We start from the raw sequence: 19,394 nt of genomic DNA on the forward strand, positions 1-19,394 counted from the left end.
CCACCAGCCTGCGGCTGGTCCCCCTCCCCGCGGAGCAGGGAGGATTTACGCGCCGCCGATCCCTTCGATCACCTTGCCGGTGCCACCGCAATTCTGGCACTCGCCGCCTTCGATCGTGCCCTTGCCACCGCAACGCGGGCAGATGTCCTCGCCCGTACCGGGGGTGCCGGGGGCAGCGTCGTCGCCGGGGTTGAGCGGTTCGGTCATGTCGTCTCTCCTTTGCGAAGCCGCGACAACGGTCGACAGCGCGGGCAAGGTCCGGCATGACGCGACCCCTTATGCCGCCCCGTTTCGCATTTACCGTCACCGCCACCTCCGGCCGCGCCCGCACCGGGACGATCGCCATGCAGCGTGGCGAGATCCGTACCCCCGCCTTCATGCCGGTCGGTACCGCCGCCACGGTCAAGGCGGTCAAGCCACAGGACGTGCGCGCCGCCGGTGCCGACATATTGCTCGGCAACACCTATCACCTGATGCTCCGCCCCAGCGCCGAACGCGTCGCGCGGTTGGGTGGGTTGCACGCCTTCATGGGTTGGGATCGCCCGATCCTGACCGACAGCGGCGGTTATCAGGTGATGAGCCTGTCCGAACTGACCAAACGGTCGGAGGATGGCGTCGAGTTCAAGAGCCATCTCGACGGCACCCGCCATCTGATGAGTCCCGAACGGTCGATGGAGATCCAGCGGTTGCTGGGCAGCGATATCGTCATGGCGTTCGACGAACTGGTGCCGACGACCTCGACCGGCGACGTGCAGGCGCGGGCGATGGAGCGATCGATGCGCTGGGCGCGCCGCAGCCGCACCGGCTTCGATTCGGGCGAGGACCATGCGTCGCGCGCCGCGTTGTTCGGTATCCAGCAAGGGGCGCTCGATGAGAAGCTGCGCAAGGCGTCGGCCGATGCGCTGATCGATATCGGTTTCGACGGCTATGCGGTCGGCGGCCTTGCGGTCGGTGAGGGGCAGGAGGCGATGTTCGGCGTGCTCGATTACGCGCCGGGCCAGTTGCCGGTCGACAAACCCCGCTATCTGATGGGCGTCGGCAAGCCCGACGACATCGTCGGTGCGGTCGAACGCGGCATCGACATGTTCGACTGCGTGCTGCCGACCCGATCGGGCCGTACCGGGCAGGCATTCACCCGCTCCGGCCCGATCAATATCCGCAACGCCAAGTTCGCCGAGGATACGGGACCGCTTGATCCGGAATGCGCCTGCCCGACGTGCGGCAATTTCAGCCGCGCCTATCTCCATCATCTGGTCCGCGCGGGCGAAATCCTCGGCGCGATGCTGATGACCGAACATAATCTCTATTTCTATCAGGCGCTGATGGCCGATCTGCGCGCCGCGATCGCCAGCGACACACTGACCGTTTTCGCCGACGATTTCCGGGCACGCTACGGCGCCGAGAAGCGTTAGAGCCATAAGAGGGAGAGGATCATGACCGAGAAGACCGAACTGAACGAGGTCGCCGCCGCGGCCAAGGAAGCCAAGCGCGTCGCCGACGCCGCCGCCGACACCAAGCAACCGTCAAAGGGGCAGGCATGGCCGCTGGTGCCGATCGGCGTCGGCATCGGCATCGGATCGGCCGCGCTCGCCGCCGCGCTGCTCTACGCCAATGCGGGGCGCAAGAAGGGCTGATGACCGATGGCAGCGTCATGCCGGTCGATCCGGCGTGGCGCTGGTTACCGATGATACGTTGACACCTGCCGCCCACGCGGCTCACATCGCCGGCACCAATCTTGCCGGAGTTTCCCGATGCGTCTCGGCCTTGCGCTGCTGATTTCGACCGCCCTGTTCGCACCCGCCCATGCGCAGCGGCGTGCCGTGGCGGCGCAGGCGACGGTCCCGCCGATCACCTATACCGAACGCACTTTGCCCAACGGCCTGCGCGTCTATGCCATTCGCGACACGTCGAGTGCGAACGTGTCGGTACAGGTCTGGTACGATGTCGGGTCGAAGGACGATCCCGCCGGGCGGTCGGGGTTTGCGCACATGTTCGAGCATCTAATGTTCAAGGCGACGCGCAACCTGGTGCCCGAACAGCTCGACCGACTGACCGAGGATGTCGGTGGATACAACAACGCGTCAACCGCCGACGACTATACGAATTATTACGAGGTGGTGCCGGCCAACCACCTGCAACGGCTGTTGTTCGCCGAGGCGGATCGGATGGCGACGCTGGTCGTCGATCCCAAGACCTTCGCGTCGGAACGCGAGGTGGTGAAGGAGGAATTGCGCAGCCGCGTCCTCGCTCAGCCCTATGGCAAGCTGTTCGGCCTGTACGCGCCAATGGTGTCGTATAGCCGCCACCCCTATGCCCGGCCGGGGATCGGGTCGATCGCCGATCTCGACGCGGCGACGATCGACGATATCCGCGCCTTCCACGCGACCTATTACCGGCCCGACAATGCGGTGCTGGTGGTCGCGGGCAATTTCGATCCGGCGCAGCTGAACCGCTGGGTCGACCAGTATTTCGGCGCCATCGCCAAGCCCAATCGCCCGATCCCGCGCGTCACCACCGACGAACCGATCCGCCAGCAGCCGGTGACGAAGACGGTGTACGAGGCGAACACGCTGCTGCCCGCCGTGCTGATCAGCTATCCGCTGCCCCCCGCCAACCATCCCGATCAGGCGGCGCTAAAAGTGCTCGATGCGATCCTGTCGGGCGGCGACAATTCGCGGCTGCACCAGTCGCTCGTCTATCGCGACCAGATCGCGCAGGATGTGGGCGTGCAGCTCGACGCCAAGCAGGGGCCGGGCACGCTGTCGCTCTATGCGATCCTTGCCGGCGGCAAGTCGGTGGCGGACGGCGAGGCCGCGCTGAAGCGCGAGGTCGCCAGCCTGATCGCGACTCCGCCCACCGCCGCCGAACTGGCCGAGGCCAAGAACGAGATCACCACCGCCGAACTGCTGTCGCGCGAGACGGCGGAGGGGAAAGCATCGGCACTGGCGCAGGGCGTGATCGTCGAGCGCGATCCGCAGGCGGCGGACAAGGGCCTTGCCGCGATCGGCCGGGTCACCGCGGCGGACGTGCAGCGCGTGGCGAAGACGTGGCTGGCCGCCAATCGCGCCGCGACGATCCGCTATCTGCCCGACACCGCCAAGCCGGCGAATACGGCGAGCGACACGATCGCCATCGCCGACAGCGTCGTCACCGCGCCGCTGGCCGTACCGCCCGGCATTGCCATCCACACGCCCGCCCCCGAAGGCCAGCGCATCCTGCCCCCCGCCCCCGCCGCGCCGGTACAGGTCGCGATTCCGGTGCCGATCGAGCGGCGCCTGCCCAACGGCATGCGGGTCGTCGTGGTCGAGAAGCGTGGGTTACCGGTCGTTACCGCGGCGCTGGTCGGTGGCGGCGGCGCGGTCGCCGATCCCGAAGGGCGGGCGGGGGTCGGTGAACTGACCGCCGGACTGCTGACGCAGGGGACCAAGACCCGTTCGGCGACCGAGATCGCGCGCGCGGTCGAATCGCTCGGCGGCAGCATCGGCAGCGGTGCAGGCTGGGATTCGCAGAGCGTGACCCTGACCGTCGGTTCGGCACAGGCCGCGCCCGCGCTCGCCATCCTTGCCGATGTCGCGCGCAACCCGGCGTTCGCGCAGGCGGAAATCGACCGGCTGCGGACGCGTACCATCGACGGGGTCAGCGTCGCGCTGACCGATCCGGGGCAGTTGGCGGGACTGGTCGCTGATCGCGCCGTGTTCGGAGCGTCGCCCTATGGCCATCCGGCAACCGGGACGCCGGCCTCGCTGAAGGCGATCACGCGCGACGACGTGGTGTCCGCCTATCGCCGCGCGTGGCAACCGGACGAGACGACGCTGATCCTAGTCGGGGATCTGACCGCCGATTCTGGAACGGCGCTGGCGACGCGCCTGTTCGGTGACTGGACGGCCGAGCGGGGTGCGGCTGCGGCTGCCCCGCCGGTCTATGCCGCGCCCCGACCGCGCGTGATCGTCGTCGATATGCCGGGTGCCGGACAGGCGGGCGTGGTCGTCGCGCGTCCCGGCATCGCCCGCGACGACAAGGATTATTTCCCCGCCGCCGTCGCCAATGCGACGCTGGGCGTCGGCTTCTCCTCGCGGCTCAACCAGGAAATCCGCATCAAGCGGGGGCTGGCCTATGGCGCGCGCTCTGAACTCGATGCCCGCCGCGTGGGCGGCCTGATCGGCGCGTCGACCCAGACCAAGAACCCGTCGGCACCCGAAGTCGTCAAGATCATCACCGACGAGTTCCGCCGACTGGGTAGCGAACCCGCACCGGAAGCCGAGCTGGCAACGCGCAAGGCGGTGCTGACCGGCAATTTCGGTCGCACGATCGAGCGGACCAGCGGCATCGCCGGCACCATCGCGACCTATGTCGCCGATGGCGTGCCGCTCGCCCGGATCGCAACCTTCCTCCCCTCGGTCGAGGCGGTCGGACCGGCTGCAATCCAGTCGGTCGCGGCGCGGGTAATGGACCCGAAGGTGGCGAGCATCGTCGTGGTCGGCGATGCCAAGCAGTTCCTCGAACCGCTGCGCGCGGCCTATCCGGGGCTGGTGGTGATCCCGGCGGCGTCGGTCGATCTGGGGAGTGCCGACTTGCGGTAATCAAATCCTACCCGGCACGGGGAGAGGGAGCGCCGCGCAGCGGTGGTGGAGGGGGATCGCGGCAAGCGCACCGCTTGCGGATGCCCCCCTCCACCAGCCTGCGGCTGGTCCCCCTCCCCATTGAATGGGGAGGATTTGTTCACGAAGCCGGCAGATATTTCGATTACGGGCCATCATCATGGCAGCGTTTGCGACCCTTGTCCGTAGCCGATGGATAGCAGGCGGTATCGCGCTGCTTCTTGCGATTGTTGCGTTTGCCCGGCTCCACCCCCGCGAACCGCAAACCGCTCCCCCGCCCGCCCGGTTCGGCTACGAAGCCGACGACCATTTTCCCGGGGCGGCGTTGCTGTTGCTCGACGCGCCCGTTCGCCGGGGCGAGACCGGCACGACCGCCCTGCCGCCATTGCCGGTGCCGAACGACACTGCCGACGCCTCGATCCGTGCCGCCCAGCCCTTCGTCTTGCGCGGCACCCAAATCGACCGCGCCCGCGCGCTGCAATGCCTGACCAGCGCGATCTATTACGAAGCCGGCAACGAACCCGATGCCGGGCAGCGCGCGGTGGCACAGGTCGTGCTCAATCGCGTGCGGCATCCCGCCTTCCCGGCGACGGTGTGCGGCGTCGTGTTTCAGGGGTCCGATCATCCGCGTTGCCAGTTCAGCTTCGCCTGCGACGGAGCGATGGCGCGTATCCCGGCACCGGCGGTCTGGCTGCGCGCTCGGAGGGTCGCGGCGCGTGCGCTGGCCGGCGAGGTGTTCGCCCCGGTCGGGCTGGCGACGCATTACCATACTTACGCCGTCACGCCGTCGTGGAACCGCGCGCTGGTGATGACCGGCGTGTTCGGCGCGCATTTCTTTCACCGCTGGAAGGGTTGGTGGGGCACGTCCGCCGCGTTCCGCGACCGCTATATCGGTGGCGAGCCGATGCCCGGACCGTTGCATTCGCTGCCCCTGCCCGCAACCGCGTTGCCGACCACGGCAATACCGCCCCCGACCGTCGCACCGGCCCTCCCTGCCCCAGTACCGACGGCAACGCCCGCACCGACGGCGCTGCCGGCCGAATCGCAAATCCTCGATCGCTGGAAGGAGTCGGGGCAGCCGCTGCGCTGACGTGACATTCGCAGGCCTCGCGCCTACCTGAACCGCGAACCACCGGAGATTCCTATGTCGCTGACCGTCGCCGTCCAGATGGACCCCATAGCGGGCATCAACATCGCGGGCGATTCCACCTTTGCGCTGATGCTGTCGGCGCAGGCGCGCGGCCACCGGCTGTTCCATTATGCGGCCGACGACCTGAACCAGTCGGGCGACCGGGTATGGACGCGGGCCTGTCCGGTAACGGTGCAGCGGGTGGTCGACGACCATTTCAAGCTCGGCGATCCCGTCTCGCTCGATCTTGGCGAGCAGGCCGATGTCGTGCTGATGCGGCAGGACCCGCCCTTCGACCTCGGCTACATCACCGCCACGCATCTGCTGGAACGGATCAGCGACCGGACGCTGGTGGTCAACGACCCGGCATCGGTGCGCAATGCGCCCGAAAAGCTGTTCGTGCTTGATTATCAGCATTTCATGCCGCCGACGCTCATCACCCGATCGGTCGACGAAGCGCGCGCATTCCTCGCCGAGCATCGTTCGATCGTGGTCAAGCCGCTGCACGGCAATGGCGGCAAGGCGATCTTCAAGATCGACAGCGATGCACAGAACCTGTCGTCGCTGATCGAGGTGTTCAACACCGCCTATCGCGAACCGCATATGGTGCAGGCGTTCCTGCCGGCAGTGGCGCAGGGCGACAAGCGGATCGTGCTGGTCGATGGCGAGGTCGCGGGCGCGGTCAACCGCTTGCCGGGCGCGGGCGAGATCCGTTCCAACCTCGCGGTCGGGGGCACCGCTGCCAAGACCGAGCTGACGCCGCGCGAGCGCGAGATCTGCGCCGCGCTCGGCCCGGAACTGAAGCGTCGCGGGCTGATCTTTGTCGGGATCGACGTCATCGGCGGCGAGTGGCTGACCGAAATCAACGTCACCTCCCCCACCGGCATCGTCGCGATCGAAAAGTTCGACGGGACGGACGTCGCGGGCATGATCTGGGAAGCGATCGAGGCCCGCGTCGCGGCGCGGTAACGGCACGAAAGCCGGCGCCGCACGTTCCGAACTGCCATGACGACCTTCATCCTCGATGCCATCGCGCGCGGCGGCTATATCGGCATCTTCCTGTTGATGGCGCTGGAGAATGTCGTCCCGCCGATTCCGTCGGAGGTCATCATGGGCCTTGGCGGGATGGCGGTGGCGCGCGGCGACATGGCGATGGTGCCGCTGCTGCTATGGGGTACGGCGGGCACGACGGCCGGCAATTATTTCTGGTACGCGATCGGGCGGCGCTTCGGCTATCATGGGCTGAAGCCGTTCGTCGATCGCTGGGGCCGGTGGCTGACGGTCGAATGGGAGGATGTCGAAAAGCTCCACCGCTTCTTCCGCAAACATGGCGGCAAGACGGTGTTCGTCTTCCGCTTCATGCCGACCTTTCGCACGATGATATCGCTGCCCGCCGGCATGGCGTGCATGCCGCGCTGGCGCTTCTTCCTCGCGACCTTCACCGGCAGCATCGTATGGAATGCGGTGCTGGCCTATGCCGGACTGTGGCTGGGATCGAACTTCGAACAGCTCGATCATTATGTCGGACCGGTCGCGATCGGCATGTCGGTCGCGATCGTGATCTTCTACATCTACCGCGTCATCACCTGGAAACCGCGCGCGCAGCGGTGAGCCGCAAATGAAAATCGCCCCGGTTTGACCCGGGACGATTTCGTTTTCGTCCGTAACGTGCCCGATCAGGCGGCGGGCGGCACGGCCTCTTCCTCGGTGCGCACACGACGACGGCGGCGCGGACGCTCTGTGGCATCGTCAGCGGCCGACAATGCCGGCGGCAGGCGATCCGCTTCGATCGACGGCGCGGCTTCCTCGACCGCAGCGGGTGCGGCTTCGACGCGGGCGCGCGGCGTGCGGCGACGGACCGGCTTGGCTTCGGGCGCTTCGTCAGCGACCGGCATGGCGGCCAGTGCAGGCGCCGCTACCGGTGCCGCGTCGACCTGCTGGGTACCGACTTCGCCTTCGATGCCGCGTTGTTCGCCGAGATCGGCGGCAGGCTGCTGCATGCGGCCACCGTCACGACGCAGCCGTTCACGGGGCTGACGTTCTTCGCGCGGTTGCCGCTCCTCGCGGGGGGCGCGGTCTTCACGAGCTTGGCGCTCTTCACGCGGGGCACGGTCGTCGCGCTGGCCGCGATCTTCGCGGGGCTGGCGGTCGTCGCGGGCATAGCGATCCTCGCGCTGGGCGCGCTGTTGGCGGTCCTCGCGCTGGCGATCGTCGCGATTGCCACGGTCGTCACGCTGGTTGCCGCGATCGTTGCCGGCCTCGTTTTCGTCGAGATCGAAATCCTCGTCGTCCGCACCGTCGAACTCGTCACGGGCGCGACGCTGTTCCTCGACACGCGAGCGGCCGGCTTCGAGCACGCGGAAATAATGGTCGGCGAACTGGAGATAATATTCGGTGTTCACCCGGTCGCCGGCGCGTTGGGCGTCGGCGGCGAGGTTCTTATATTTCTCCAGCAACTGCGCGGCGTTGCCGCGGGCGCGATTGTCGATGCGATTGCCGTTGTCACGCGGGTTGCCGCCGCCGCTTCCCGGCTGACGCTGGCCACCGCGACCGCGACGGCGGCCGGCCTGACGATTGTTCATCAAGGGTTGGTTGTCCTGTCCTTACCTGTCCGTCGATCTATCGATCACGGATGCGAGCAAATCCGCAAGGCGATGCATGGGCACCGTCCGCCTGCCATGACCACCGGACGACAGTGGCGCACATGACGATGGAAGGAGCCACGCCCCGCAATCAACGACTTGGTCGATGGTGCCTGCCCCGAGCCGGTCTTAGCGGCTGCGCACGGCTTATCCAAGGGAAATATGGCACCGAAACGGTGGATTTCAACCGGCGATCACGCAGCGCGGCCGCCCGCCCAGATCGCGCACCAGCCGCGCCGGCAGACCCGCCGCCACGACCAGCGCCATGACCGCATCGCCCTGTTCATGGCCGATCTCGATCGCGGCGATCCCGCCGGAGCCAAGCAGGCGCGGCAGGTCGGGAATGATCCGGCGGTAGTCGTCGAGCCCGTCCGCACCGGCGAACAAGGCCGCCGCCGGTTCGTGACCGACCACCTCCTGCGGCAACACCTCCGCCGTCCCGATATAGGGCGGGTTGGCGAGGATCAGGTCGAACCGCTCGTCGATCCCGGCGGTCCAGTCACCCGGCCGCAGCACGGCGCGATCGGCCATTCCGAGCGCCACCGCGTTGCGCCGGGCATAATCGAGCGCGGTGTCCGACGCATCGACCCCCAGCCCGCTCGCCTGCGGCCATTCGGCGAGTGCCGCCAGCAACAGCGTGCCTGGCCCGGTACCTAGGTCGAGGATGCGGTCGGGCGCACGTCCGGCGAAATGCTCGACCGCCGCCTCGATCAGCGTCTCGCTATCGGCGCGCGGCACCAGCACGCCGGGGCCGACCATCAGGTCGATCGTCCAGAAGGCGCGGATTCCGGTGATGTAGGCGACCGGTTCATGGGCCAGACGGCGCTTAACCAATGTGTCGAACGCTTCCGGCACCGGATCGTCGAGCCGGGCGAGCAGCATCGCCTCGCGGGTGCAGCCAAGGGCATGGGCGGCGAGCAGTTCTGCGTCGAGGCGGGGGGAGTCGGAGACGGCGGCGATACGCGCCGTTGCTTCGGTCAGCGCTTGGCGTAGCGTGGTCATGGGTTCACGCGAAGGCGCGAAGACGCGAAGAAGAAGGTTGGATTTCGCGCAGAGGCGCAGAGGCGCAGAGAGGTTGCGAAGGCCGATCGCGCAGCGATCCCACTCAACCGGCATCGCAATCCAGTCGGAAGGCGCCTTACGGCGCGGAAGGTCGCCCGGGGCGCGCCTTCTCTGCGCCTCAGCGCCTCTGCGCGAAATCTACCGTTCTTCGTGTCTTCGCAACGATCAAGCATCCAGCGTCGCCAGCCGCTCCGCCTCGTCCTGCGCGATCAGTGCGCCGATCAGCTCTTCCATCTCGCCTTCGAGAATTTCGGGCAGGCGATGCAGGGTCAGGTTGATGCGATGATCGGTCACCCGCCCCTGCGGGAAATTATAGGTGCGGATGCGCTCCGACCGGTCGCCCGAACCGACCATCGACCGGCGCGTCCCGGCGCGTTCGTCGGCAAGGCGCGCGCGTTCGGCCTCGTACAGCCGGGTGCGCAGGACCTTCAGCGCCTTCGCCTTGTTCTTGTGCTGCGACTTTTCGTCCTGCTGGATCACGACCAGCCCGGTCGGCAAGTGGGTGATGCGCACCGCCGAATCGGTGGTGTTGACCGACTGTCCGCCCGGCCCCGACGACCGATAGACGTCGATGCGCAAGTCCTTGTCGTCGATCTGCACGTCGACTTCTTCCGCTTCGGGCAGGACGGCGACGGTGGCGGCGCTGGTGTGGATGCGCCCGCCGCTTTCGGTCGCGGGCACGCGCTGGACGCGGTGAACGCCGGATTCGAACTTCAGGCGTGCGAACACCCCCGCGCCGGTGACGCTGGCGACGACTTCCTTATATCCGCCAGCGTCCGACACCGATGCCGAGATCAAGTCGACCCGCCAGCCGCGATTGTCGGCGTAGCGTTGGTACATGCGGAACAGGTCGCCCGCGAACAGCGCGGCTTCGTCGCCGCCGGTGCCGGCGCGGATTTCGAGCATCGCCGCGCGTTCGTCGGCGGCGTCGCGCGGCAGCAGGGCCAGCGACAATGCTCGTTCGGCCGCATCGAGTTGCTGGCGGTTGGCGTGCAGTTCCTCGACCGCCATCGCACGCAGATCGTCATCGGCGTCCTGCGTCATATAGGCGAGGCTTTCGCTCTCCGCGCGCAGCCGCCGCACCTCACCCGCCGCTGCCGCGACGGGTTCGAGTTCGGCATATTCCTTCGACACCGCGACGAAGCGGTCGCCGGGCAGGTCGCCGGTCGCCATCTGCGCCGCCAATTCGTCGCGCCGCGCCTCGATCTGGGCGATGCGTTCGGGAGCGATGGTCATTCGCTATCCGATACCTTCCACAAGCCGTCGCGCCATTCACCGATCATTTCGTCCAACACCGATTCACTATCGACCTCTCCATCGGTCAGACCCGATGAATAAAGCGTGGCGGCGTGGAGGAACGCGTCCCGATCCTCGACGGCGAGGTCGATCTGACGCCCGGTCGCCAGCAGCTTGACGGTAATCGCACCATCGGCACCAACGAGCGCAACCATCGACGCGCCCTGCGTATCGGCCTTCACCATGCGTCGCTTCAGGTTGCCGCGATAGGCCATGTCGGCCACCGCACCCGCGCCGCGCAGTTCCTGCAACAACGCCATGGCCGGCGTATCCGCCCCGGCTTCGCGCGGGATGACGCAGACAGCGGCGCGCGGTACCTCCGGCTCCCCCAACAACATCGCCAACCGCTCGATCCCGGCCGCCCAACCGACGCCCGGCGTCGCGGGGCCACCAAGGCTTTCGATCAGCCCGTCATAGCGCCCACCGGCGAGCACCGTCCCCTGCGCACCCAGCCGGTCGGTGACGAATTCGAACGCGGTGTGGCGATAATAGTCCAGCCCGCGCACCAGCCGGTCGTTGCGGGTCCACTTCACCCCCGCCGCATCGAGGCCGCCGGTCACCGCCGCGAAGAAGTCCGCCGCTTCGGTCGTCAGGAAGCCGTCGATGCCGGGTGCCGAATCGGCGATCGGGCGGTCGCGCGGGTCCTTCGAATCGAGGATGCGCATGGGATTCTTGTCGAGCCGCTTGAGGCTGTCTTCGGACAGGTCGCCGCGATGCGCCTCGAAATGCTCGACCAGCGCCGTGCGCCATGTGTCGCGCGTCTCGGCGTCGCCCAGTGTGTTGAGCTGCAACGTCACGCCATCGGCGATGCCCAGTTCGTGGAGCAGCTGATCGGCCATCGCCAGCAATTCGACATCGGCCATCGGCTCGGCCGCGCCGATCACCTCGGCGTCGATCTGGTGGAACTGGCGATAGCGGCCCTTTTGCGGGCGCTCGTAGCGGAACACTGCCCCGTGCGTCGCGAGCTTCAGCGGCGCATATTGCTGCCAGCCTTCGGTCAAGTACGCGCGGGCGATGCCGGCGGTGAATTCGGGGCGCAGCGTCAGCGAATCGCCGCCGCGATCCTCGAACGAATACATTTCTTTCGACACGACGTCGGTCGTCTCGCCCAGCGAGCGCGCGAACACGGCGGTCGATTCGAAGACCGGCACCTCGACCCGGGAAAAACAATATAGGCGGCGGACGCGTTCGAACGTGTCGGCGACATGGGTGAAGCGCCGCTCGAAATCGCCGAATATGTCCTGCGTGCCCCGGACGGGGCGGGGGGTGGTGATCTTGGCCATTGGGCGGCGGTATTTATGGCGTCCGCCGCCCGAACGCCAGCGATTAGCGCGGGGGTACGGGGTTCGTGCCTACCCGGTTTGGCGTAGGTGCCGCGAACGCACACCATTGACCACGTCCGCCCGACTGTGGCAGGGGCGTTGCCTCCACGCCGCAGCGCGCGGGCGGGTATAGCACAATGGTAGTGCAGCAGCCTTCCAAGCTGAATACACGGGTTCGATTCCCGTTACCCGCTCCAACTCTTCCCTATCGCGGACCGAACAGGATCACGGCGCAGCCGCCGACGCATAGCGCCGCGCCAGCAAGGTCGAACCGGTCAGGCACCAGTCCCTCGACCGCCCAGCCCCACAGCACCGCACTCAGGACATAGATACCGCCATAGGCCGCATAGGCGCGTCCGGCGCCGGCGGCGTCGCTCTGTGCCAGCACCCAGGCGAAGGCCGCCAGCGCGGCGATGCCCGGCGCCAGCCAGAGCGGCGAACGGTCGAGCCGCCACCATGCCCAAAAGGCGAAACAGCCGCCGATTTCGAGCAGCGCGGCGATGGCGAGGAGTATGGGGGTCGGGATCGTCTTGCTTCCCGCGAAACACCGCCGCGCCAAAGCGCGGGCGGTGGTGGACAGGGCTGGATTCGAACCAGCGTACGGGAAACCCGGGCAGATTTACAGTCTGCTGCCTTTAACCACTCGGCCACCTGTCCAGCCGCCGCTTGGACGGGCTGGCCGTCCGAGCGAGCGCGCCCATTGCCGTCCCCGGACGGCGCTGTCAACGCCTTGCGCCACTTTGTCGGGCAACTTAGCGTCATCGACGTATATTTTTTGACGCGAGGAACCCGAATTGCGCGCAATCCTGCTGGCCACCACCCTGATCGCCGCGCCATTGGCGGCGCAAAGCGTCGATCGCGACGCCATGAACCGGATCATCGACGAAGGCACCAGCCATACGCAGGTGATGCCGATCGCCCAGCACCTGACCGACGTGATCGGCCCGCGCCTGCCCAATTCACCGGCGATGCGCGACGCGGAACGCTGGACGCAAGCGAAGTTCCGCGAATGGGGCCTGACCGCGACCAAGGAAGGGTTTGAGTTCGGGCGCGGCTGGACGATCGAGCGATCGAGCGTGCGCATGGTCACGCCCCGCCCGGTACAGCTGACCGCGATCCCGATCGCGTGGACGCCGGGCACCAACGGCCGCATCACCGCGCCGGTGATCGTCGCGCCGATCAGCGAGGAGGCGGACTTTGCCGAGTGGCGCGGGAAGCTGTCGGGCAAGGTCGTGATGGTGTCGCGGCCGGGCGAAGGGTCGGAACCGGGCGAGGCACCGTTCCGCCGCCTGACCGGCGAGGATCTCGCCAAGGCCGATAGCTGGAAGGAACCGGTGTTCGATCCGGCCGACACCGATCGCCGCGCCAAGCGGCTCGACTTTGCGCGTAAGCTCGATGCGTTCCTGAAGGCCGAGGGTGCGGTGGCGATGGCGACGATGTCGTCGCGCGACGGCAAGCTGCTGCACGGATCGGGCTATCTGTTCACGCGCGAGGTTGCGCCGGCCGTCCCGGCGATCGAGATCGCGGCGGAGGATTATCGCCGGCTCGCCCGGCTGTCGGTCGGCGGCGCGGCACCGACGATCGAGATCGATACGCAGGTCCGCTTCGACGACAGCGACCCGACCGCCTACAACATCATCGCCGACCTGCCGGGTACCGATCCCAAGGCGGGTTATGTGATGGCCGGCGCGCATTTCGACAGCTGGGTCGCGGGCGACGGTGCCGCCGACAACGCCGCGGGAACCGCAGTCGTGATGGAGGCGGCGCGCATCCTGTCGGCGTTGAAGGTCAAACCGAAGCGGACCATCCGCTTCGCGCTGTGGAATGCCGAGGAACAAGGGTTGCTCGGTAGCCTCGCCTATGTCGAGCGGCACATTGCCGCGCGACCCGAACCGGCGGGCGGCAAGGACGGTGGCCTTGCGCGCTTCTATGGCTGGACCGAACGCTTCCCGATCACGAAGAAGCCCGGCTATGATGCGATGACCGCGTATTTCAACATCGACAACGGGTCGGGCAAGATTCGCGGGATCAATGCCGAGAACAATGTGGCGGCCGTGCCGACGCTGCGCGAATGGCTCAGCCCCTTCACATCGATGGGTGCGACCACCGTCGCCAACCGGCGGACGGGGTCGACCGACCATTATTTCTTCCAGTCGGTCGGGCTGCAGGGATATCAGTTCATTCAGGACCCGCTCGACTATGGCAGCCGCTTGCACCATACGAGCATCGACACCTACGACCACCTGAAAGGCCCCGATATGCGACAGAACGCGATCATCCTCGCGTCGCTGCTGCTGAGCGCGGCCAATGCCGAACGGCCGCTGCCGCGTCCGCCCCTGCCCACCCAGCCGGTCGTCACCGACCCCTACGCTATCCCCGAGAAAGACTGACATGGCCCGCAAAGGACACCGCCCCAGCAAGGCTTCGCCGCAGCGTCCGCGCTTCTGGGGCCGGCATGCCGCCTTCGCCGCGCTGGACAATCCGGAGCGCAGGATCCGCAAGATCTGGTGCACGCACGAAATGGGCGCGCAGCTGGTCCTGCCCGAGGGCGTGCCGGTGGTCTATGCCGAGGTCGCCGATCTGGCGCGCCTCGTCCCCGCCGACGCGCCGCACCAGGGGATCGTGATCGAGGCCGACCCGCTGGAGGATATCTGGCTGGCCGACCTGATCGAACAGGGGCGGAACGACGACCGCCCGATCCTGTTGCTCGATCAGGTGACCGACCCGCACAATGTCGGTGCGATCCTGCGATCGGCGGCGGCATTCGACGCGCTGGGCATCGTCACGCAGGACCGGCACGCCCCGCCCGAATCGGGCACGGTCGCGCGCTCGGCATCGGGCGCGCTGGAGAGCGTGCCGTGGGTGCGGGTGGTGAACCTGTCGCGGGCCTTGGTCGAGCTGGGCGAGGCCGGATATTGGCGCGTCGGGCTGACCGGCAAGACCGACACGACGCTGGCACAGGCGCTGGGGCCGAAGCGGGTCGCACTCGTGCTGGGCGCCGAGGGCGAGGGGATGCGGCAGAATACCGAGGCGCATTGCGACATCCTCGCCAAGCTGCCGATTTCTGACCGGGTAGAGAGTTTGAACGTGTCGAATGCGGCAGCGATCGCGTTGTATGCGGTGGCGATGGCGGGCTGACGAATTAGCAGAGCTAATTCGCACCCCGCCAAGCCCGGCCGGCGGGGCGTAGCCCCGGTCGACGACATGGGCTTTGCCCATGGCGGGCTTGCGATCGGGGCAAGCGGGGTTCTCGACGGACGCTTCTCGACTTCGCTCGAAGCTGCTCGAACTGAACGGGGATTGAGAAAATGGGGGCTGACATGGGCAAAGCCCATGTCGTCGGTCGGGCCGATGGCCCGCCGGCCGGGCGGGGATCAGTGCGAATTAGCTGCTCTAATTCGTCTCTAATCCTCCGCCGCAATAGTCACGGTAAGCCCATCCAGCCCCGCCTCAAAAGGCACCTGACAAGACAACCGCGACGTCGCCCGCCGGTCATCGACCGCATCGAGCAGATCATTCTCATCCTCGCTCATCGGCGGCAGGCGGTCGAGGAACGCCGGGTCGACATAGACATGACAGGTCGCGCACGAACAGCAGCCGCCACACAGCGCCAGCAGTTCGTCGAAGCCGTTGATCTTCAGCACTTCCATGACCGATAGCCCGGCGTCGCCGTCCACGGTTCGTTCTTCCCCGGTGCGGGTGACGACGGTAAGCTTGGGCATCGTTCATTCTCCTGTCGCCGCCCCATGCCGGGACGGCCGATGCTTTTCAAGGACCGGTCCATGGGGCTTTCCGCCGAACAATTGCGCAGCTCGCTCGACGCGCTGGCGCGGATCGAGCCGGCGTTCGGGGTGGCGCTGGCGCATGCCGGCTATCCCGAGCCGCGCATCCGCGAGCGGGGCTATGCGACGCTGCTCAGGACCATCGTCGGGCAGCAGGTCAGCTACAAGGCGGCGGATGCGGTGTGGAAGAAGCTGGAGGCAGTACTGGGCGATGCGACCGATCCGGCGCGGATCGCGGCGACCAGCGACGAGGATCTGCGCGCCGCCGGGCTGTCGCGGCAAAAGACCGGCTATGCCCGCAGCCTTGCCGACGAAGTGCTGAGCGGGCGGCTCGACCTCGCCAACCTTCCCGAAGACGATGAGGAAGCGATCGCGCAGCTGGTGCGGATCAAGGGGATCGGGCGGTGGTCGGCCGAAATCTACCTGCTGTTCGCCGAGGGGCGGACCGATGTCTGGCCGGCGGGCGACCTGGCGGTGCAGGTCGAGATCGGGCGGATATTGGGCCTGCCCGAACGGCCGAGCGAAAAGGCGATCCGCGAACTGGCCGAGAAATGGCGCCCGCACCGCAGCGCCGCGACGGTCTTTGCGTGGCATCATTACATGTTCGATCCGGCGACGCGGACGGCAGGGAATAGCGCGATCTAGCGCAGCGGCCGAGGTCCAGCGAAGCTGGACCGAGGCGCAAGCCGCGCCCGACCGGCGGCGCCCAAAGCGCCGTCCGACGGCACGGGCTTTGCCCGTGACGGGCCACTGAAAAGACAGCGGAAATCCGCATAAGTTCACAAAAGTCACACTTGCCACGTTGTGGGCGACGCATGTGACTTTGCGGGGCAGATCGACAGATGCGGTTGTCGAAAAGCGTCGTCGAGGATGGCAGGTCGAGTGCCTGTAGGACAGCGGCATCGTACTCCAAGCATCGGCGCCTGCGTTGACGATCGCCGCGGCACCGGTAAGGCTCGCGAACCAGCCTCTTGCGGAGAAACGTCATGCCGGAACGTACCGACCAAGCGCTCCCCCTTCGTGCGGCACTGAAAGGCATGTGGATCGGGTTCGGTATCGTCGCGGCAATGATACTCTTCAGCTTTTCCGTGCTGGCCGGCTATTCGACCGGGCGCGCACTGGGTGAAGGCGGTGCCTCGCCACGCGGCACGGTCTCGATGCAATAGCGACCGTTCGGAGCAACATGGCGCGAATCCGGACGGAAGCGGACGCATATGCCATAATGACAGTCGCTACTCGACCATGAGGTCGGCTGATTGCTCGCCGCCCTGGAAGGGAGGTTTGGGAGTAGGTCGGTCTGCAAGGCAAAGCTACACCTGCCAACCGGCCAACCCACCCCCCGACCCCTCCCTTCCAGGGGGGGGAGAGAGCAATTGGTCCCGGTCTACCGCCCCACCCACCAGTCGGCATATGGCGTATTCTCGACCTTCCGCCGGTTGTAATCCGGCGCGCCGTCGTCCCACCAGACCGGGCCGCGTTCGCCAAGCGCCACCTTGGCCGCATCGACCGCCTTGCGCGCTGCCGCCACCGCCGCGTCGTCGTCCGCGCGTTTGCCGGTGCCGACCGCGCGGCGGGCGTTCATCAGGTCCTTGACCAGCCGTTCTCGCTCCGCCTCCGACAGGTCCGGCCGCGTCGCGCGCCACAGCACGCCGTCGACCACGATATAGCGGCCGTCGGGCGTACGCGGCGGGTGGGTCATGCCGGCTCGATCAGTCGCCGGGCCTGGGCGCGCGCCTCGTCGGTGATCTCAGCGCCCGACAGCATCCGCGCGATTTCCTCGCGGCGTTCGTCGCTCGACAGGGGCCGCACGCCGGTGCGGGTGACGATGCCGTCATGCGCCTTGACGATCAACAGGTGACGGTCGCCGCGCGCCGCGACCTGCGGACTGTGGGTGACGACCAGCAACTGCGTCGCGCGCGACAGGCGGGCGAGGCGGTCGCCGATCGCCGAAGCGACCGCCCCACCGACGCCGCGATCGATCTCGTCGAAGATCATCGTCGCCGCCCCGCCCTCTTCGGCCAGCGCGACCTTCAGCGCGAGGATGAAGCGCGACAATTCGCCGCCGCTGGCGATCTTGGCGAGCGGAGCGAAGGGGGCGCCGGGGTTGGTCGAGATTTCGAACTCCACCCGGTCGCGGCCCGAGGACGACCATTGCCCCTCGTCGAGATCGGCGACGACGGTGCGGAAGCGCGCTGCGTCGAGCTTCAGCGGCGCGAGTTCGCCCGCGACGGCGGCGTCGAGGCGGGTCGCGGCTTCGGTGCGCGCGGCGTGGACGCGGTCGGCTTCCTTGGCAAAGGCGGCACGGGCGGTCGCGACCGTCGCTTCCAGCTTGCCGATGCCGGCCTCGCCCGATTCGAGCAGTGCCAGCCGGGCGGCAAGGTCGCCGGCGAGCGTGGCGAGGTCGTCGGGCTGGACGCGGTGCTTGCGGGCCATGGCGCGGAGCGCGAAGAGCCGCGCCTCGTCCTCCTCCAGCGCGCCGGCATCGAAGGCGAGCGCATCGGCGGCATCGCGCAGCGCGGTCTCGGCGGCCTCGGCCTCGACCAGCGCGCGGTCGACGGCGGCGAGCGATTCGGTGAGCGCGGGATGCGCCTCGGCGATGCGTTCGAGCGAGCGCGCCGCCTGTCGCAGCGCCGACAGCGCGCCATTGGGACCGTCGAGTCGTTCCTCGACCTGGGTCAGGTCGCCCGCGACCTTCTCGGCGCGCTGCATCGAACGGCGGCGTTCGGCGAGCGCCTCTTCCTCGCCCGCTTCGGGGGCGAGCGCGGTCAGTTCGCCGACGGCATGCTCGAGCCAATCGCGGTCGCGCTGCGCCACCTCGATTTCGGCCAGCGCCACGCCCAGCGCCGCCTCCGCATCGCGCCAGTCGCGATAGGTGCGGGTCAGCGGCGCGGTGTCGATCCGCCCGAAGCCGTCGAGCAAGGCGCGGTGGCCGCGCGGGTTCAGCAGGCCGCGATCGTCATGCTGGCCGTGTATCTCGACCAGATAGGGGGCGAGGTCCCGCAGCAGTCCCGCAGATGCCGGCTGATCGTTTACGAAGCCGCGGCTGCCGCCATCGGCCTTGACGATGCGGCGGATGATGAGCGGCTCGCCGGGTTCGAGGTCGAGGCCGTTATCGTCGAACAGCCGCGCGACCGGGCCGTCGGGCGCGGGCGCGGTAAAGATCGCGGTCACCGCCGCCTGTTTGGCGCCGTGGCGGACCAACGCGGTATCGCCGCGCGCGCCGAGTGCGAGGCCCAGTGCATCGAGCAGGATCGATTTGCCCGCGCCGGTCTCCCCGGTCAGCACGCCGAGACCGGCGGCGAAATCGAGGTCGAGCGCCTCGATCAGCACCACGTCACGAATGGAAAGCGCCGTCAGCATCGCGCCCTCCTTACCCGTGGAACAGCCGGAGAACAAACCCCTTCGTGTGGGACGGGGCGGTTTTGGGTGGTTCCGGTCGACTTCTCTCGCTGGCGGGAGAAGCGTGGTTGCGTCGGGTCGGGATGGGTGTCGCTCCCCTCCCTGACAGGGAGGGGCTGGGGGTGGGTCGGCCCGCGAGGAAAGGTGTGCGCTCCACAACCGGC

The 19,394-nt window shown here is 67.7% G+C and carries 19 protein-coding genes, 2 tRNA genes and 1 pseudogene; 11 read left to right on the plus strand and 11 right to left on the minus strand.

What is annotated here, in order from left to right:
* Nucleotides 1–45 precede the first annotated feature (45 nt).
* Nucleotides 46–207, minus strand: a complete 162-nt coding sequence (locus tag ASE59_RS20445) for a hypothetical protein (protein WP_200913343.1) — start codon at nt 205–207, stop codon at nt 46–48.
* A 71-nt stretch (nt 208–278) separates the two neighbouring features.
* Here ASE59_RS20445 and tgt point away from each other — a divergent pair, with 71 nt between their 5' ends.
* From tgt to ASE59_RS17780, 6 genes are all read left to right on the plus strand, one after another.
* Nucleotides 279–1,412, plus strand: coding sequence for a tRNA guanosine(34) transglycosylase Tgt (tgt, locus tag ASE59_RS17755; RefSeq protein ID WP_056459566.1), 1,134 nt, complete (start codon nt 279–281; stop codon nt 1,410–1,412).
* A 21-nt stretch (nt 1,413–1,433) separates the two neighbouring features.
* Nucleotides 1,434–1,634, plus strand: coding sequence for a hypothetical protein (locus tag ASE59_RS17760; RefSeq protein ID WP_056459569.1), 201 nt, complete (start codon nt 1,434–1,436; stop codon nt 1,632–1,634).
* A gap of 117 nt (nt 1,635–1,751) precedes the next feature.
* On the plus strand, nt 1,752–4,580 hold the full coding sequence (locus tag ASE59_RS17765; protein ID WP_056459572.1) for a M16 family metallopeptidase: 2,829 nt from the start codon (nt 1,752–1,754) through the stop codon (nt 4,578–4,580).
* Nucleotides 4,581–4,758: 178 nt separating this feature from the next.
* A complete protein-coding gene (locus ASE59_RS17770; RefSeq protein ID WP_056459575.1) occupies nt 4,759–5,688 on the plus strand; it encodes a cell wall hydrolase in 930 nt (309 codons plus the stop codon).
* Nucleotides 5,689–5,742: 54 nt separating this feature from the next.
* Complete coding sequence (gene gshB, locus ASE59_RS17775; protein WP_056459577.1) at nt 5,743–6,696, plus strand: glutathione synthase; 954 nt, start codon at nt 5,743–5,745, stop codon at nt 6,694–6,696.
* Between the two features lie 36 nt (nt 6,697–6,732).
* Nucleotides 6,733–7,338 carry a DedA family protein gene (locus tag ASE59_RS17780; protein ID WP_056459580.1) on the plus strand — a complete coding sequence of 202 codons (606 nt, stop codon included), beginning with the start codon at nt 6,733–6,735 and terminating at the stop codon, nt 7,336–7,338.
* A gap of 65 nt (nt 7,339–7,403) precedes the next feature.
* Here ASE59_RS17780 and ASE59_RS20815 read toward each other — a convergent pair whose 3' ends face one another.
* From ASE59_RS20815 to hisS, 5 genes and pseudogenes are all read right to left on the minus strand, one after another.
* Complete coding sequence (locus tag ASE59_RS20815; RefSeq protein WP_235515852.1) at nt 7,404–7,727, minus strand: hypothetical protein; 324 nt, start codon at nt 7,725–7,727, stop codon at nt 7,404–7,406.
* Nucleotides 7,728–8,126: 399 nt separating this feature from the next.
* Nucleotides 8,127–8,309 (minus strand): annotated as a pseudogene (locus ASE59_RS20820) (DUF4167 domain-containing protein); the annotation flags it as partial.
* A 243-nt stretch (nt 8,310–8,552) separates the two neighbouring features.
* Complete coding sequence (prmC, locus tag ASE59_RS17790; RefSeq protein ID WP_056459587.1) at nt 8,553–9,371, minus strand: peptide chain release factor N(5)-glutamine methyltransferase; 819 nt, start codon at nt 9,369–9,371, stop codon at nt 8,553–8,555.
* Between the two features lie 225 nt (nt 9,372–9,596).
* Nucleotides 9,597–10,667, minus strand: a complete 1,071-nt coding sequence (gene prfA, locus ASE59_RS17795; RefSeq protein ID WP_056459589.1) for a peptide chain release factor 1 — start codon at nt 10,665–10,667, stop codon at nt 9,597–9,599.
* Nucleotides 10,664–12,010, minus strand: coding sequence for a histidine--tRNA ligase (hisS, locus tag ASE59_RS17800; RefSeq protein ID WP_082458565.1), 1,347 nt, complete (start codon nt 12,008–12,010; stop codon nt 10,664–10,666). Before hisS ends, prfA begins: the two co-directional genes overlap by 4 nt.
* Before the next feature lie 162 nt (nt 12,011–12,172).
* Here hisS and ASE59_RS17805 point away from each other — a divergent pair.
* Nucleotides 12,173–12,246: transfer RNA gene (locus tag ASE59_RS17805), tRNA-Gly, on the plus strand.
* A gap of 8 nt (nt 12,247–12,254) precedes the next feature.
* On the opposite strand, the gene ASE59_RS17810 is transcribed toward ASE59_RS17805, so the two are convergent.
* Together ASE59_RS17810 and ASE59_RS17815 are read right to left on the minus strand one after the other, a co-directional pair.
* Entirely contained in the window at nt 12,255–12,608 is a 354-nt protein-coding gene (locus ASE59_RS17810) for a YnfA family protein (protein ID WP_235515835.1), read from the minus strand.
* An 11-nt stretch (nt 12,609–12,619) separates the two neighbouring features.
* Nucleotides 12,620–12,706, minus strand: a tRNA-Tyr gene (locus ASE59_RS17815).
* Nucleotides 12,707–12,843: 137 nt separating this feature from the next.
* Here ASE59_RS17815 and ASE59_RS17820 point away from each other — a divergent pair.
* Together ASE59_RS17820 and rlmB are read left to right on the plus strand one after the other, a co-directional pair.
* Nucleotides 12,844–14,439: a M20/M25/M40 family metallo-hydrolase gene (locus ASE59_RS17820; RefSeq protein ID WP_056459591.1), complete on the plus strand. Its 1,596-nt coding sequence runs from the start codon at nt 12,844–12,846 to the stop codon at nt 14,437–14,439.
* 1 nt (nt 14,440) lies between these two features.
* Nucleotides 14,441–15,187, plus strand: a complete 747-nt coding sequence (gene rlmB / locus ASE59_RS17825; RefSeq protein WP_056459594.1) for a 23S rRNA (guanosine(2251)-2'-O)-methyltransferase RlmB — start codon at nt 14,441–14,443, stop codon at nt 15,185–15,187.
* Nucleotides 15,188–15,453: 266 nt separating this feature from the next.
* On the opposite strand, the gene ASE59_RS17830 is transcribed toward rlmB, so the two are convergent.
* Nucleotides 15,454–15,771, minus strand: a complete 318-nt coding sequence (locus ASE59_RS17830; protein ID WP_056459597.1) for a 2Fe-2S iron-sulfur cluster-binding protein — start codon at nt 15,769–15,771, stop codon at nt 15,454–15,456.
* Between the two features lie 60 nt (nt 15,772–15,831).
* Between ASE59_RS17830 and ASE59_RS17835 the strand changes: the two genes are divergently transcribed.
* Nucleotides 15,832–16,476 carry a DNA-3-methyladenine glycosylase family protein gene (locus ASE59_RS17835; protein ID WP_056460132.1) on the plus strand — a complete coding sequence of 215 codons (645 nt, stop codon included), beginning with the start codon at nt 15,832–15,834 and terminating at the stop codon, nt 16,474–16,476.
* Between the two features lie 341 nt (nt 16,477–16,817).
* Entirely contained in the window at nt 16,818–16,997 is a 180-nt protein-coding gene (locus tag ASE59_RS17840; protein ID WP_056459602.1) for a hypothetical protein, read from the plus strand.
* A gap of 218 nt (nt 16,998–17,215) precedes the next feature.
* On the opposite strand, the gene ASE59_RS17845 is transcribed toward ASE59_RS17840, so the two are convergent.
* Together ASE59_RS17845 and recN are read right to left on the minus strand one after the other, a co-directional pair.
* Entirely contained in the window at nt 17,216–17,530 is a 315-nt protein-coding gene (locus ASE59_RS17845; protein WP_056459605.1) for a hypothetical protein, read from the minus strand.
* Complete coding sequence (gene recN, locus ASE59_RS17850; protein ID WP_056459608.1) at nt 17,527–19,191, minus strand: DNA repair protein RecN; 1,665 nt, start codon at nt 19,189–19,191, stop codon at nt 17,527–17,529. The genes ASE59_RS17845 and recN overlap by 4 nt, the downstream gene beginning before the upstream one ends.
* Nucleotides 19,192–19,394 lie beyond the last annotated feature (203 nt).

Origin of the sequence: Sphingomonas sp. Leaf10 (assembly GCF_001421245.1) — a bacterium.
Taxonomy (GTDB): domain Bacteria; phylum Pseudomonadota; class Alphaproteobacteria; order Sphingomonadales; family Sphingomonadaceae; genus Sphingomonas.